The organism is Jiangella sp. DSM 45060 (genome assembly GCF_900105175.1).
Taxonomy (GTDB): domain Bacteria; phylum Actinomycetota; class Actinomycetes; order Jiangellales; family Jiangellaceae; genus Jiangella.
Genome location: NZ_LT629771.1, coordinates 5,179,519 through 5,192,876, shown reverse-complemented (window position 1 = coordinate 5,192,876; position 13,358 = coordinate 5,179,519). Strand labels below are relative to the sequence as shown.

The window sequence follows — 13,358 nt, the reverse complement described above, 5'->3', positions numbered from 1 at the left end:
CACTGCCGCCGGCCAGGGGGTGGCTGACGGATCTTCGGCGGCGCGGATCGACGCTCAGACGCCGACCAGCGGCGTTGTCGTCGTCGGCCGATGGCTCCGCATCGACCTACTTCGACGCCTTGCTGGACCGACGACTGGCCGCCGCCCGCATCCACCAATATCCGTCAGACACCCCCTAGCGCAGCCGGCGGTAGTGGTACGCGTGGTGCTCGGCGAAGCCGGCCTTGCGGTACGTCGCGCGGGCCGGCGCGTTGGGCTCGGCGACCTGCAGGTACACGTCGGTGGCGCCGAGCCGGCCGGCCCACTCCGCCAGCCCGGCGACGATGTGCCCGCCCAGGCCGCGCCGCCGGGCCTCGGGCGCGACCTCGACCGCCGTGACGCCGAGCCAGCGCCGCCCGCTCGGCGCGTCGCTGACCGCGCCGCGCGCGATCGCCAGCCGCGCGCCGTCGTCGTCGACCGACGCGAACCCCACGGAGTCGGCGTTGACGAGCACGGAGACGGCGTGCGCGGGCAGCTCGCCGCCCCGGTAGTGGTAGCCGGCCAGCCAGGCGTCGTCGGGCCGGTCGTCGACGCGGACCGGCGGCAGCCCGGCGCGCTCCGAGCCGCGCACCACCGGCACCGGCGCCACCATGACGAACGTGCGGTCCTCCAGGGCCGGCCAGCCGCGCGCGTCCAGCACCGGCCCGAGCGCCCGGCCGAGCGATTCCGGCACCTGGAACGCCGGCACCAGCCCGCGCGCCCGGTACCAGTCCTCGACCCGCGCGACGGCGTCGGCGAGCGGCCGCCCGGGGTCGCCCAGCGGCAGGCACGAGTTGCCCCGCCCGGTGAATCCGCCGGACGCCCGCAGCAGCCACCCGCCCTGCCACTCCGTCTCCAGCGCCCGCCAGCCGAGCAGCGCGGCCGCCTCGAGGTCGCGGACGTCGCGGCGGGTCACCGTCAGCTCCGGGATCTCCTTCACGACGACGACGTCCGCCGCCGGCACCGCGACGACGTCGCCGCCGCGCGACGGCCGTACGCGCAGCTCGTCGTCCGTGCGCGATACGAGCACGCCGAGCACGTCAGTGGCGCCGAACTCGTCGCCGTGCAGGCGGTACCGAACCACGACACGCCGTCCGACCAGGTCGGACGTGTTCTGATTCGTACTGGGCTGTCTCATAGGCTGACCTTGGTGCACGATGGATTCCGGGCACCCGCGATACTAGAGCTGAGAACGACAGACCGGCCGCACCGGTGGGCACCGAAGCGGCTTGCGATAGGGAGGACACCGCCGTGACGTACGTCATCGCGCAGCCTTGCGTCGACCTCAAGGACCTCGCTTGCGTCGAGGAGTGTCCGGTCGACTGCATCTACGAGGGCGAGCGGATGCTCTACATCCACCCGGATGAGTGCGTCGACTGCGGTGCGTGCGAACCGGTCTGCCCCGTCGAGGCCATCTTCTACGAGGACGACGTCCCCGGCGAGTGGAAGAGCTACTACACCGCCAACGTCGAGTTCTTCGACGACCTCGGCTCCCCGGGCGGTGCGGCCAAGCTGGGCGCCATCCCCAAGGACCACGCGCTCATCGCCGCCCTGCCGCCGCAGGAGCACGAGGAGTCCTGAGCCCGGTGCCGCAGCGTCTCCAGCTGCCCGACTTCCCCTGGGACGCGCTGGTCCCGTACGGCGAGCGGGCGGCCGCACACCCCGACGGCATCGTCGACCTCTCGGTCGGCACTCCGGTCGATCCCACGCCCGAGGTCGTCCGCCGCGCGCTGGCCGCCGCGGCGGACGCCCCTGGGTACCCGACGACGCTGGGCACGCCCGCGTTGCGCGAGGCGGCGGTGCGCTGGCTCGGCCGGCGGGCGGGCGCGCAGGGCCTCGACCCCGGCGCCGTCATCCCGGCCATCGGCTCGAAGGAGCTGGTGGCGTGGCTGCCGACGCTGCTCGGGCTGGGCGCCGGCGACACCGTCGTGTTACCGGAGCTGGCCTACCCGACGTACGACATCGGCGCCCGGCTGGCCGGGGCCGACCCCGTCGCCAGCGACTCCGTCACCGCGCTCGGCCCGCGCCGGGTCGCGCTGATCTGGGTGAACTCGCCGGCCAACCCGCACGGCCGGGTGCTGCCGGCGGCGCACCTCGCCAAGGTGGTCGACTGGGCCCGCGAGCGCGGCGCCGTCGTCGCGTCCGACGAGTGCTACCTCGAGCTGGGCTGGGAGGAGCGGCCGGTCTCGATCCTCGACCCGGCCGTCAACGGCGGCTCGCTCGACGGCCTGCTGGCCGTGCACTCGCTGTCGAAGCGGTCCAACCTGGCCGGCTACCGCGCCGGCTTCATGGCCGGCGACCCCGCCCTGGTGCGTCAGGTGCTCGCGGTGCGCAAGCACGCCGGGTTCATGGTGCCGACGCCGGTGCAGGCCGCCATGGTGGCCGCCCTCGACGACGACGCCCACGTCGACGAGCAGCGCGAACGCTACGCGCGGCGACGCGACGTGCTGCGCTCGGCGCTGGTCGAGGCCGGGTTCCGCATCGACCACTCGACCGCCGGCCTGTACCTGTGGGCCACCCGCGACGAACCGTGCTGGGACACCGTCGGCTGGCTGGCCGATCGCGGCATCCTGGCCGCTCCGGGCGCGTTCTACGGCCCGGCCGGCGGCTCGCACGTCCGCATCGCGCTGACGGCGACCGACGAGCGGGTCGACGCCGCCGCCAAGCGGCTGGCGTCCTGACCAGGACGGCAAAGGCCCGGGTGGGGCGGGCCGAGGCGGGGAGCCGTCAGCTGGGAGCCGCGTCAGCTGACGGCGGCGGCCGCGGTCGCCGCGTCCGGGCCGATGCCCAGCGCCACCTCGGAGCCGGAGCACGACACGACCGCCGACTGGTCCGTCCCGGTGAACACGGTGCGCCCGCCCTCCTCGGCGGCCTGCGCGTCGGGGAACGCCGCCGCGTAGAAGTCAATGACGGTGTCGCACAGCGGCGTGCCGCCGTCGTCGCCGCGGTCGGCGAGGACCAGCGCGAGCGCGGTGGCGTCGCCGTCGCCCCAGACGGTGACCTCGCCGCCGGCCCAGGCCGCGACCAGGTCCTTCGGGTCGGGCAGCGCGGCGGACTCGTCGTCGCCGGGCGCCTCGAGCAGGAACAGCAGGTCGGCGGCGCCGAAGGTGTCCATGCGCAGCTGCTGCCAGTCGCCGCCCGGGCCGGCCGGGTCGCGGACGTCGACGGCGGCCTCGCCGGCGCGGTACTGGTCCGGGAACAGCACCTGGGCGGTGGTCGCCGGCAGCGTCGAGTACGTGGCGTCGACCGCCTCCCAGCCGCCGTCGAGGAACACGTCGCAGGTGAACGTCAGGCCCTCGACGTACGGGAACTCCAGCTGGCGGGCGATGAAGTGCGGCAGCGCGTCGAGATCGGCCGACGTCTGTCCCGACGCCGACTGCAGCGCGAGCAGCTCGTCGAGCGGCAGGTGCTGCCCGACGAACTGCTGGCTGTACAGCGACGCGTCGCCCTCGATGGCGTTGAGCGCGGCGTAAGCGGCGTCGGACCCGGACTCCGTCGCGATGGCCTCCTGGTCGGGCAGCCCCATGGCGGCGTCGGCCTGCGCGTGCACCAGCTCGTGCGCCGTGATCAGCGCGCCCAGGCCGTCCATCTCCTCCGAGCCGATGACCAGCTGCTGCGTCTCGGGGTCGTAGAAACCGCCGACCCCGGCGTCGAGGGCGTCGAGCTGCGCCTGCGCGAGATCGGTGCCCGGCTCGACGGCGCCCAGCGCGGCCAGCAGCCGGGAGTCGACGGCGGCCCGCTCGGGGTCGAGCTCCTCCTGCGTCAGCTCGACCGCGCGCCGCTGCACCTCGTCGAGGCTGACGAACTCGATGTCGACGTCGTCGCCGGCGGGTAGCCCGCGCTCCTCTTCGACCAGCTGCGCGATGGCCGCGACCTGCGTCTCGACGTCGGCGTCGGGGATGGAGTCCGAGCCGCCGAGGCCGAGGCCGCCGGAACCGAGGCACTGCAGCAGGATCGGGTCGACGTCGCCCATGCCGAGGTCGCCGAGATCGCCGCCGAGCAGGTCGTCGAGCCCGCCCTCGCCGAGGAGGTCGCCGAGGCCACCCTCGCCGAGGAGGTCCTCGAGGCCGGACGGCGACTCCTCCTGCGCCGCGGCCAGCTCGTCGCGGGCGGCGTCGCGCTCGGCCCGGGCGTCGTCGACCCGCCGGTCCATGACGATGTACGTGACGCCGGCCAGCACCAGCCCGACGGCGAGCGCCAGCGCGGTGGCGACCTGCCAGACGGCGGTGCGCGACGAGCCGGACGGCGGCGGGGGCGGAGGCGGCGGTGTGGAGTCGCTCATGATCCCTCCAACCTAAGCCGTCGCGACCGCCGTCGTGGCGACGCGGGGATCTCGGGCGGACAGCCGCCAGCCGGCGTCGTCGACCCGGACCAGCGAGACCGGCCCCCAGCCCGGCTGCGGGCCGTCTCCAGGTACCACCTCGTGCCCGCGTTTGCGCAGGCCATCGACGATGCGGGCGGGGACGTCGGGCTCGACCCGCACCCGCGACCCGGACGGCATCGGCGCGCCGGTGCCGCCCACCGGCGGCTCGATGGTCCACCGCGGCCGCGCCTGCGCCTCGTCCGGGTCGAGCCCGGCGCCCAGCACGAAGGCGGCGATCTGCTGTACGAGCTGCGGCTGCACGTGGCCGCCGCGGGTGCCGAGCACCATGGCCAGCCGGTCGCCGCGGGTCCACAGCGTCGGCGCCAGCGTGTGCAGCGGCCGCCGGCCCGGCGCGAGCTCGCCCGGATGGCCATCGATCAGCGAGAACCCGCGGCCGCGGTCCTGCAGCAGAAACCCGGCCGCGCCGGCGCCGACGAGCGAGCCGATGCCGTGGAAGTTGGACTGGATCAGCGAGACGCCCATGCCGTCGCCGTCGACGACGCACAGGTAGGCGGTGCCGCCGGCGGCCGCTACCGGCGGGTACAGGTCCCGCGCGGTGGAAGGGTCGACGGACGCGACGACGGCGTCGAGCCGAGCGGGGTCGAGCAGGCGGCCGAGCGGCACCGGGACCCGGCCGGGGTCGACGGTGACGTCGTCGCGCTCGGCGGCCAGCGCCCGCTGCGCCTCGATCTGCAGGTGCCACGCCTGCGGGTCGGCGGGGTCGTCGGCCCAGCCGAGGCGCTCCAGCACGGCGCAGCCGCCGATGCCGAGGTAGCCCTGCGAGTTCGGCGGGACGGTCCAGCCGGTGACGCCCCACACGTCGGCCGACAGCGGCTCGACCCAGTCGGCCTGGATGCGACGGAGGTCGTCGGGCGTGATGGCGCCGTTGGTGGCGGCGCTGACGGCCTCGCCGGGCGCACCCTCGTAGAACCCGGCGCGCCCATCGGCGGCGATCAGCCGCAGCGTCGCGGCCAGCTGGTCCCGTACGACGGCGGACCCGCGGCGGGCCGCGAGCATCGGCCGTGCCGCCTCGACGCCGGCCAGCTCCGTTGCGCCGGCCCGGAACGCCGCCACCAGCTCGTCGCTGGCCGGGAAGCCCTCCTCGGCCAGCCGGACGGCCGGCGCCAGCACGTCGGCCAGCCCCAGCCGGCCCAGCCGCGACGACAGCGCGACCCAGCCGTCGACGCAGCCCGGCACCGGAATGGCGGCCGGATGGTCTCGCGGGATCTCGCTCAGCCCCGCGGCCCGCAGCGCCGCGGCGTCGACCCCGGACCCGGCCCGGCCGGACGCGTTCAGCGCCAGCGGCGCGGTGTCGCCGGGGCGGTGCACCAGCGCGAACAGGTCGCCGCCGACGCCGCAGGTCTCGGGCGCCACGACGCCCTGCACGGCGCACGCGGCGATGGCGGCGTCGACGGCGTTGCCGCCGGCCTGCAGGATCTGGACGCCGGCGCGCGTGCTCAGCGTGTGCGGCGTCGCGACGACACCGCCGGGACTGCCCGTCATCTCTACGACCCTTCGGCGACGTCGATGTGGACGTGGTCCAGGTGGCGGAGGGTGACATTCGTGGTGTCACCGGACGGGTGAGTGTACTCGCGCCATCCTTCGTCGGACCGGCGCGCCGACCATATCCTGTCGTCGTAGATGATGGTCGCTATGCCCAGTTCCTGAGCGTTCGCGACGGCCCACTGGGCCACCGCCCAGCCGCGGCGGTTGACGTCGGGGTCGTCGTACGGCTCGAACATGACGTCCAGCGCGCGGCCGTCGTAGTGGGCCGACCCCTCCACATGGCCCGAGTCGACGCCGCCGGGCTGGAAACCGCCGATGTCGAGGTCGTCGAACGTGCCGGCCAGTTCGTCGCGGACGGCGCGGGCGCGGTCGGTGAGGCCGTCGTCGCCCTCGGCCTGGGCCGCGACGTCGTCGGCCCGGAACGTGCAGTAGAACGCCGCGGGGGAGTTGCCGGTGAGCGCCGACGCCAGCACCCGCGCGTCGTCCTCGTGGTCGGCGTAGGCGTCGGGGAAGGCGCTGCGCTGTACCTCCTGCGCGGCGACGGTGACCTCGAGCTCGCGGTAGTTCGGGATGTCGACCAGCGCGTCGTAGAAGGCGCCCGCGGCGTAGACGGGGTCCTGCACCTGCTCGGGCGTGCCCCAGCCCTGCGACGGCCGCTGCTGGAACAGCCCGAGGGAGTCGCGGTCGCCGTAGTCGATGTTGTAGATGTCCGATTCCTGGTACGCCGTGGCCAGGGCGATCGTGACGGCGCGCGCCGGCAGGCCGCGCTCGAGCGCCACGGCGGCGATGGTGGCGGAGTGCCGGGCCTGTTCCGGCGACAGCGCGACGGTGCGGCCGTCGACGGAGGCCCGGCAGTCGTTGCGGCGGATGAGCGGGTTGTCGTCGCGGCCGACCCACCAGATGAGCAGCGCGGCGACGCACCCGCCGAGGGCGAGCAGGGTACCGAGGGTGGCCGTGAGGCGGGCAGCGCGACTCATGTGACCTGGAGAACGTTCGTGGCCCAGGCGGCGGTTCCGGTCAGTTCGCGTGCAGGACGGAGTTGAGACCGCCCCAGTCGCCGGACCTCGCCAGCGCCTCGACGGCGCCCGTCACGCTGTTGCGGCGGAACAGCAGGCCGTCGCGGCCGGACAGCTCCAACGCCTTGACGACGCGGCCGTCGGGCAGCCCGACCTTCGTGCCGGCCGTGATGTAGCAGCCGGCCTCGACGACGCAGCCGTCGCCGAGCGAGATGCCGATGCCGGCGTTGGCGCCGATGAGGCAGCCCGCGCCCACGGTGATGACCTCCTTGCCGCCGCCGGACAGCGTCCCCATGATCGACGCGCCGCCGCCGACGTCGGAGCCGTCGCCGACCACGACGCCGGAGGAGATGCGCCCCTCGACCATGGACGAGCCGAGCGTGCCGGCGTTGAAGTTCACGAACCCCTCGTGCATGACCGTGGTGCCGGGGGCGAGGTGGGCGCCGAGGCGGACGCGGTCGGCGTCGGCGATGCGCACCCCGGACGGCACGACGTAGTCGACCATGCGCGGGAACTTGTCGATGCCGTACACCGTGACCGGGCCGTGGCGCAGCAGCCGCAGCCGCGTCCGCTCGAAGCCGTCGACCGGGCACGGGCCGTGGTTGGTCCACACGACGTTGTTCAGCACGCCGAACAGGCCGTCGAGCACCTGGCCGTGCGGCGCGACCAGCCGGTGCGACAGCAGGTGCAGCCGGAGGTAGGCGTCCTGGGCGTCGGCGGGCGCCGCGTCGAGGTCGATGTCGGTCTGCACGACGGTGCGGCGGACCTCGCGGTCGCGGTCCTCGACCTCGAGGTCGCGCAGCTCGACGAGGGCGTCGTCGGACGAGATGGGCGGTTTGCCGAGAGCCGGCGATGGGTACCAAACATCCAAGATCGTTCCATCTGCGGCTATGGTGGCCAGGCCGAAGCCCCATGCCCGTCGCACGTCGGTCATGGGCTCAGCCTACGGAACACGGCGGGCTGCATGAGCACGGTGGTCGCTGTGCGGCGCGCCCGCAGAAGACACGAGTGCTGGGAGGCGCCGATGGTGCGACGACGGCTGCTCGCCACCCTTGCGGGGGTCGCGACGACGGTTCTGGTGGCGGCGGGCGGTGCGTACGCGAGCGCCGACGTCGAGGCTGCGGGGCCGGCGGCGCCCAGCGGGCCGCTCGCTTCGGAGATGACGGCGCTGCTGGCCGAGCACCCAGGCGGCGTACAGCTCTCCGACAACGCCATGGCCTGGGACGACGGCGATGTCATCGTCGTCCTGCCCGACCCCGGGGCCGACGCCGCGCCGTTCGGCCTGGGCGACGGCGTGCGCACCGACGTCGTCGAGGCGCTCGGCATCACCGGGGCGGCCCAGCCGTTCGAACCGTCCGCCGGCGACCTGCAGGCGCGGGGCAGCGCCTCGACCTGCCCGTCGGGCTACTACTGCTACTACACCGCCTCGAACTTCGACGGTTCGCGGTACCAGTTCTCCAGCACCTGCTCGGGCTACGCCAGCAGTTGGGGCTTCGACAACACCGTGTCGTCGTGGGTCAACCGCAACTCCAGCCGCAACTACCACGCCTACGACTACGTCGGTGGAGCGCGGCTGTGGACCATGACCCCGGGCACCAGCGACTCCTACGTCGGCTCCTCCGCCGACAACCGGATGAGCTACTGGACCTGCACCAGCGCCTGACCGGGACCCGGGCGGCTGCGACTGCGCCCCGCGTGTGGCAGCCGGGCGCGGCCGTCGGACGTGGCGGCGACAGTGTCGGTGCCCGCCCGTAGGGTGGGACTCCCTCCCAGCCGGGCGGGGTGCGCACCCGGCGCGGAAATGGGCATACCGGGCAGCTACCGTCGACGGTGATGCGTGCGCTCCCGTCGCTGACGGCGGACGCGCCCGCCTGCCGTCGCGCGCCCCCCGCGGCGGTCGCGGCCGTCGGACGTGGCGGCGACAGTGTCGGTGCCCGCCCGTAGGGTGGGACTCCCTCCCAGCCGGGCGGGGTGCGCACCCGGCGTTCGTCAGAGGAAGACGGTGTACTGCGCGACGACCGGCGCCTCGACGTCCAGGGCGCCGGTGTCGCCGGTGAGGACCTCTTCGTAGCCGAGCAGCCGCCCGGACATGGGGTCGACCATCAGCACGTGCCGGCGGTCCAGCCCGGAGTCGTCGCTGTCGGTGCCGAACGCGATGGCCGTGCGGCCGCGCCGGTCGGTGGTCTCGCCGAGCGCCACCACGCCGGGCTCGTCGGCCAGCATGGTCAGCGCCGCCGCCTGCACCGAGGTGTCCATGACGCGGGTCGAGGCGACCTCGTGCAGCGCCTGGAACAGCGCCGCCGCGGGGTCGTCGGCCTGTGGCCAGACGGCCAGGAGCTGGGCCCGCAGGGCGGCGGGGTCGGCGGCGAGCGCCTCCGGGTACCCCGACGCCAGGCCGCCGGCCGGGATGGTCTCGTCCAGCAGGACGGCGCCGGGCGTGGCGGAGCCGTCGGCCTCGCTCCAGTCCGCCGTCGGGTACTGCGCCTCGCCCTGCGTCTCGCGCACGTGCACCGAGCCGTCGGCCAGGAACCGTTGCTCGCGCAGCACCGGCACGACGGCGGACGTGACGGCCGGCGCACCGAGAGCCAGGCCCTCGGCGGGCGCGGCCCCTTCACCAGGCGCGGCCCCCTCGCCAGGCGCCGCGCCCTCCGCCGGCTGCCCCTCGGTGACTGTCAGCAGCCAGCTCTCGGTGGTGACGGTGACCTCGGCGGTCGTGTAGAGCGCGGCGTGCGCCTGGGACGCCGTCGTGGCCAGCGACCGCAGCTCGGCGGCGGCCGGCTGCCCCGTGGCCAGCTCCGCGGCCAGGACGGGCGGCGTGGCGGCGTAGGCGGTGTCGGCGCCGTCGGACCCGAGGTCGCCCACGACGAGGACGGTGGCGGCCACCGCGGTCGCCGCCACGAGGCCCGCCGCCGGCCACATCGCCGGGCGCAGCCGGGGCCGTCGCGGCGTCGAGAGCAGCCGCGCGTGCGGCCGCGTGGCGACCGCGTCCTCCAGCAGCCGGCGCATGGCGTCGCGACGGTCGGCGGGGAGGTCGCGCCGGGGTGGCAGCGCGAACGCGAGGTCCAGGCCGGTGGAACTCATGTGTGGTGCGCTCCTTCGGGGCGCGAGCCGGGTCGCGGCTCGGCGGTCTTCGTGGTCGCGGCCTCGGTGAGCCGCTCCATGTGAGCTCGAGCTCGCGCCAGCCGCGAGCGTACTGTGCCGACGGGGATTCCGAGCGCCACCGCCGCCTCGGCGTAGGTGCGCTCGCCCCAGACGCACAGCGCGAGCACCTCCTGCTCCTGCTTCGGCAGCCGCCGGAACACCCGCAGCACCTGCCGCATGTGCCGTTCGTCGTCGGCCCGGGCCGCGGCGTCGGCGGGGTCGGCCGGCTCGGACGGCTCTGGCCGCGCGGCATCCTGGGCGCCGCCGGCGATGACGGCGGGCGGCAGCTTGGCCAGCAACCGGCGGTGCCGGCGGACGGCGCGGGTGCTGTTGCGCGCGACGCGGCCGGCCAGGCTCAGCAGCCACGGGACGAACCCGGCCTCGGCCGCGACGTCGTCGCGCTTGCGCCAGGCCTCCAGGAAGACGACGGAGGTGAGGTCCTCGGCGGTCTTCCAGCTGCCGGTGAGCCGGAAGCAGTAGTTGTAGACCACCGTCGAGTGCCGGGTGAACAACTCGCCGAACGCCGCCGGGTCGCCTCGGCGCGCCCGCGACCAGAGATGCTGGTCGTCGGGCGGAGCGGCCGGCAGGGAGCTCATCGTCGTCGGGTCACCTGGTGGGTCCTCGGGCGGTCAGGGGTGTCGGTGCCCTCGGCTAGCGTGGCCACATGCACCCGACACCCGTCGCCACCTGGCAGGCTCTCTGCCTCGACGCGAGCGATCAGCCGCGGCTCGCCGAGTTCTGGACGGCGGCGCTGGGCCGCCGTCCGGACTCAGACGATCCTACGCACCTGCGCGGAGATGCAGAAGGCGAGCAGATCTGGGTCGACGCCGTGCCCGAGGCCAGGACGGTCAAGAACCGGGTGCACCTCGACGTCGAGACGGGCGGTCTCGACGGCCTGCTGTCGCTCGGCGCCACCGTGTTGCGCGAGCCCGACGACGAGAACTTCTGGTACGTCATGGCCGACCCCGAAGGCGGCGAGTTCTGCGCGTTCCTCCGGCCCGGCCGGGCCTCGCTGCCGGGCCGGCTCTGCGCGGTGGTGGTCGACTGCGCCGACCCGCACGCGCAGGCCGCCTGGTGGGGCGAGGTGTTCGGGCTGGGCCCCGAGTCGGAGCCGAAGGAGCACTACGCCGCGCTCGAGAGCAACGGCCGGCTGCCGTTCGACTACCTGTGCTTCGTGCCGGTGCCCGAGCCGAAGGCGGCGAAGAACCGCGTCCACTGGGACGTCGACGTCGCCGACATCGCCCTGCTCACCGAGCGTGGCGCCACGGTGCTGCGCGAGCCTGGCGGCGACATCTCGTGGCACGTCCTGGCCGACCCCGAGGGCAACGAGTTCTGCGCCTTCACCCCGCGCACGTAGGCTGAGGCGCTTGTGGGCATCGTTCTCGATCTCGACCTCCCCGCGCCGGCGCTGACGGCGCAGCTGTGCGACCTCGCCTCCCCGAGTGGTGAGGAGGGGCCGCTGGCCGACGCCGTCGAGGCGGCGCTGCGCTCGCTCGGCCACCTCACCGTCCACCGCCACGACGACACCGTCGTCGCCCGCACGGCGCTGGGCCGCCCCACGCGGGTGGTGCTGGCCGGCCACCTCGACACCGTGCCGGTCGCCGCCAACCTGCCCACCCGCCTCGACGATGGCGTGCTCTGGGGTCGCGGCACCGTCGACATGAAGGGCGGCGTGGCCGTCGGGCTGCGGCTGGCCGCCCACGTCCCGGCGCCGGCCAGCGACGTCACCTACGTCTTCTACGACAACGAGGAGGTCGAGGCCGAGCGCAACGGCCTCGGCCGGGTCGCGCGGCAGCACCCCGACTGGCTGGCCGCCGACTTCGCCGTGCTCATGGAGCCGACGTCCGCGGCGGTCGAGGGCGGCTGCAACGGCACGCTGCGCGTCGCCGTCCAGCTCACCGGCACCGCCGCCCACAGCGCCCGCTGGTGGCGGGGCAACAACGCCATCCACGCGGCCGGCCCGGTGCTGCAACGCCTGGCCGCCTACGAGCCGGCCACGGTCACCGTCGACGGCCTCGACTACCGCGAGGGGCTCAACGCGGTCGGCATCAGCGGCGGCATCGCCGGCAACGTCATCCCCGACCGCTGCGAGGTCACCGTCAACTACCGCTTCGCGCCCGAGAAGTCCGAGGCCGAGGCGCTCGACCACGTGCGTCAGGTGTTCGACGGCTACGACGTGCGGCTGCTCGACACCGCGCCCGGGGCCCGGCCGGGCCTCGACCGCCCGGTCGCGGCGGCGTTCGTCGCGGCGGTCGGCGGCGAGCCGCGGGCCAAGGTCGGCTGGACCGACGTCGCCCGGTTCGACGCGCTCGGCGTCCCAGCGGTCAACTACGGCCCCGGCGACCCCCAGCTCGCCCACGCCGACGACGAACGCGTCGACGTCGCCGAGATCGAGACCTGTGAGGTCCGATTGCGGGCCTGGCTCGCGCCCTGACCATTAGCCTGACGGCGTGACCCGACACGACGAGTTCGAACGGCCGGTGAAGTACGCCGGGCCGGTGATCCAGCGAGGGAAGCACTACGACGTGACCACGACCGACCAGCGGCTGCTCGACACCGCCGGCCCCACCGACTGGGTGCACACCGACCCCTGGCGGGTCCTGCGCATCCAGTCGGAGTTCATCGAGGGCTTCGGCGCGCTCGCCGAGCTCGGCCCGGCCATCAGCGTGTTCGGTTCGGCCCGCACCCTGCCCGACGACCCGTACTACCAGCTCGCCGTCGACCTCGGCGAGCGGCTGACCGGCGCCGGGTACGCCGTCATCACCGGCGGCGGGCCGGGCATCATGGAGGCCGCCAACAAGGGCGCCCAGGAGGCCGGCGGCACGTCCGTCGGGCTGGGCATCGAGCTGCCGTTCGAGCAGGGCATCAACGCCTACGTCGACCTCGCGGTGAACTTCCGCTACTTCTTCGCCCGCAAGACCATGTTCGTCAAGTACGCGCAGGGTTTCGTGGTGTTCCCCGGCGGCTACGGCACGCTCGACGAGTTGTTCGAGGCCATGACGCTCGTCCAGACGCACAAGGTCACCGCATTTCCCATCGTGCTGGTCGGTGCGTCGTACTGGAAAGGCCTCGTCGACTGGCTTCGTGACACGCTGGTCGCGGAGAAGAAGATCTCGCCCGTCGACCTCGACCTCCTCACCGTCACCGACGACCTCGACGACGTGATGTCCGTGCTGGCCAGGGCCGAGGAAGCGCGTCGAGCGGCGGGCCGCGAACACCCCTGAGAACACCGCATTCCAGGCATTGACTCGCCGTGTCACTGCTTGCGCCGCACACCCTCCAAGAGGTAGACCAAGGCAACCGATTGGAGGTGG

General features: G+C 74.3%; 13 protein-coding genes. 6 read left to right on the top strand and 7 right to left on the bottom strand.

The window, feature by feature from the left end:
• Window positions 1–175: 175 nt before the first annotated feature.
• Window positions 176–1,156 carry a GNAT family N-acetyltransferase gene (locus BLU82_RS23055; protein ID WP_092623365.1) on the bottom strand — a complete coding sequence of 327 codons (981 nt, stop codon included), beginning with the start codon at window positions 1,154–1,156 and terminating at the stop codon, window positions 176–178.
• A 113-nt stretch (window positions 1,157–1,269) separates the two neighbouring features.
• Between BLU82_RS23055 and fdxA the strand changes: the two genes are divergently transcribed.
• Both fdxA and dapC read left to right on the top strand, forming a co-directional pair.
• Complete coding sequence (fdxA, locus tag BLU82_RS35235) at window positions 1,270–1,599, top strand: ferredoxin (RefSeq protein WP_069114418.1); 330 nt, start codon at window positions 1,270–1,272, stop codon at window positions 1,597–1,599.
• Window positions 1,600–1,604: 5 nt separating this feature from the next.
• Entirely contained in the window at window positions 1,605–2,699 is a 1,095-nt protein-coding gene (gene dapC / locus BLU82_RS23045; RefSeq protein ID WP_197682406.1) for a succinyldiaminopimelate transaminase, read from the top strand.
• A 62-nt stretch (window positions 2,700–2,761) separates the two neighbouring features.
• On the opposite strand, the gene BLU82_RS23040 is transcribed toward dapC, so the two are convergent.
• Genes BLU82_RS23040 through dapD form a run of 4 tightly spaced genes read right to left on the bottom strand, consistent with a single transcriptional unit; the run spans window position 2,762 to window position 7,837 of the window.
• Entirely contained in the window at window positions 2,762–4,300 is a 1,539-nt protein-coding gene (locus BLU82_RS23040) for a hypothetical protein (RefSeq protein WP_092623362.1), read from the bottom strand.
• 12 nt (window positions 4,301–4,312) lie between these two features.
• The gene (locus BLU82_RS23035) at window positions 4,313–5,884 is read right to left on the bottom strand and encodes a gamma-glutamyltransferase family protein (RefSeq protein ID WP_092623361.1); all 1,572 of its coding nucleotides are present in this window, start codon (window positions 5,882–5,884) and stop codon (window positions 4,313–4,315) included.
• A 2-nt stretch (window positions 5,885–5,886) separates the two neighbouring features.
• On the bottom strand, window positions 5,887–6,864 hold the full coding sequence (locus tag BLU82_RS23030; protein ID WP_197682405.1) for a hypothetical protein: 978 nt from the start codon (window positions 6,862–6,864) through the stop codon (window positions 5,887–5,889).
• 40 nt (window positions 6,865–6,904) lie between these two features.
• Complete coding sequence (gene dapD / locus BLU82_RS23025; protein ID WP_172885685.1) at window positions 6,905–7,837, bottom strand: 2,3,4,5-tetrahydropyridine-2,6-dicarboxylate N-succinyltransferase; 933 nt, start codon at window positions 7,835–7,837, stop codon at window positions 6,905–6,907.
• Window positions 7,838–7,867: 30 nt separating this feature from the next.
• On the opposite strand from dapD, the gene BLU82_RS23020 reads away from it, so the two are divergent.
• On the top strand, window positions 7,868–8,566 hold the full coding sequence (locus BLU82_RS23020) for a peptidase inhibitor family I36 protein (protein WP_092623360.1): 699 nt from the start codon (window positions 7,868–7,870) through the stop codon (window positions 8,564–8,566).
• Between the two features lie 326 nt (window positions 8,567–8,892).
• On the opposite strand, the gene BLU82_RS23015 is transcribed toward BLU82_RS23020, so the two are convergent.
• Entirely contained in the window at window positions 8,893–9,984 is a 1,092-nt protein-coding gene (locus BLU82_RS23015; RefSeq protein ID WP_092623359.1) for a hypothetical protein, read from the bottom strand.
• Window positions 9,981–10,640 (bottom strand): RNA polymerase sigma factor, encoded by a 660-nt coding sequence (locus BLU82_RS23010; protein WP_092623358.1) that lies wholly within the window; start codon window positions 10,638–10,640, stop codon window positions 9,981–9,983. Before BLU82_RS23010 ends, BLU82_RS23015 begins: the two co-directional genes overlap by 4 nt.
• Before the next feature lie 68 nt (window positions 10,641–10,708).
• Between BLU82_RS23010 and BLU82_RS23005 the strand changes: the two genes are divergently transcribed.
• The 3 genes from BLU82_RS23005 to BLU82_RS22995 are packed head-to-tail and all read left to right on the top strand — an operon-like array spanning window position 10,709 to window position 13,268.
• The gene (locus BLU82_RS23005; protein WP_092623357.1) at window positions 10,709–11,401 is read left to right on the top strand and encodes a VOC family protein; all 693 of its coding nucleotides are present in this window, start codon (window positions 10,709–10,711) and stop codon (window positions 11,399–11,401) included.
• A 12-nt stretch (window positions 11,402–11,413) separates the two neighbouring features.
• On the top strand, window positions 11,414–12,478 hold the full coding sequence (dapE, locus tag BLU82_RS23000) for a succinyl-diaminopimelate desuccinylase (protein ID WP_092623356.1): 1,065 nt from the start codon (window positions 11,414–11,416) through the stop codon (window positions 12,476–12,478).
• Window positions 12,479–12,494: 16 nt separating this feature from the next.
• Window positions 12,495–13,268: a TIGR00730 family Rossman fold protein gene (locus BLU82_RS22995; protein ID WP_092623355.1), complete on the top strand. Its 774-nt coding sequence runs from the start codon at window positions 12,495–12,497 to the stop codon at window positions 13,266–13,268.
• Window positions 13,269–13,358: the final 90 nt, after the last annotated feature.

Bases quoted from the DNA above. Each gene is read 5' to 3' on its own strand.
- BLU82_RS23055 (WP_092623365.1), bottom strand. From the start codon at position 1,156: ATGAGACAGCCCAGTACGAATCAGAACACGTCCGACCTGGTCGGACGG.
- BLU82_RS23040 (WP_092623362.1), bottom strand. From the start codon at position 4,300: ATGAGCGACTCCACACCGCCGCCTCCGCCCCCGCCGCCGTCCGGCTCG.
- BLU82_RS23035 (WP_092623361.1), bottom strand. From the start codon at position 5,884: ATGACGGGCAGTCCCGGCGGTGTCGTCGCGACGCCGCACACGCTGAGC.
- BLU82_RS23030 (WP_197682405.1), bottom strand. From the start codon at position 6,864: ATGAGTCGCGCTGCCCGCCTCACGGCCACCCTCGGTACCCTGCTCGCC.
- dapD (WP_172885685.1), bottom strand. From the start codon at position 7,837: ATGACCGACGTGCGACGGGCATGGGGCTTCGGCCTGGCCACCATAGCC.
- BLU82_RS23020 (WP_092623360.1), top strand. From the start codon at position 7,868: ATGAGCACGGTGGTCGCTGTGCGGCGCGCCCGCAGAAGACACGAGTGC.
- BLU82_RS23015 (WP_092623359.1), bottom strand. From the start codon at position 9,984: ATGAGTTCCACCGGCCTGGACCTCGCGTTCGCGCTGCCACCCCGGCGC.
- BLU82_RS23010 (WP_092623358.1), bottom strand. From the start codon at position 10,640: ATGAGCTCCCTGCCGGCCGCTCCGCCCGACGACCAGCATCTCTGGTCG.
- BLU82_RS23005 (WP_092623357.1), top strand. From the start codon at position 10,709: ATGCACCCGACACCCGTCGCCACCTGGCAGGCTCTCTGCCTCGACGCG.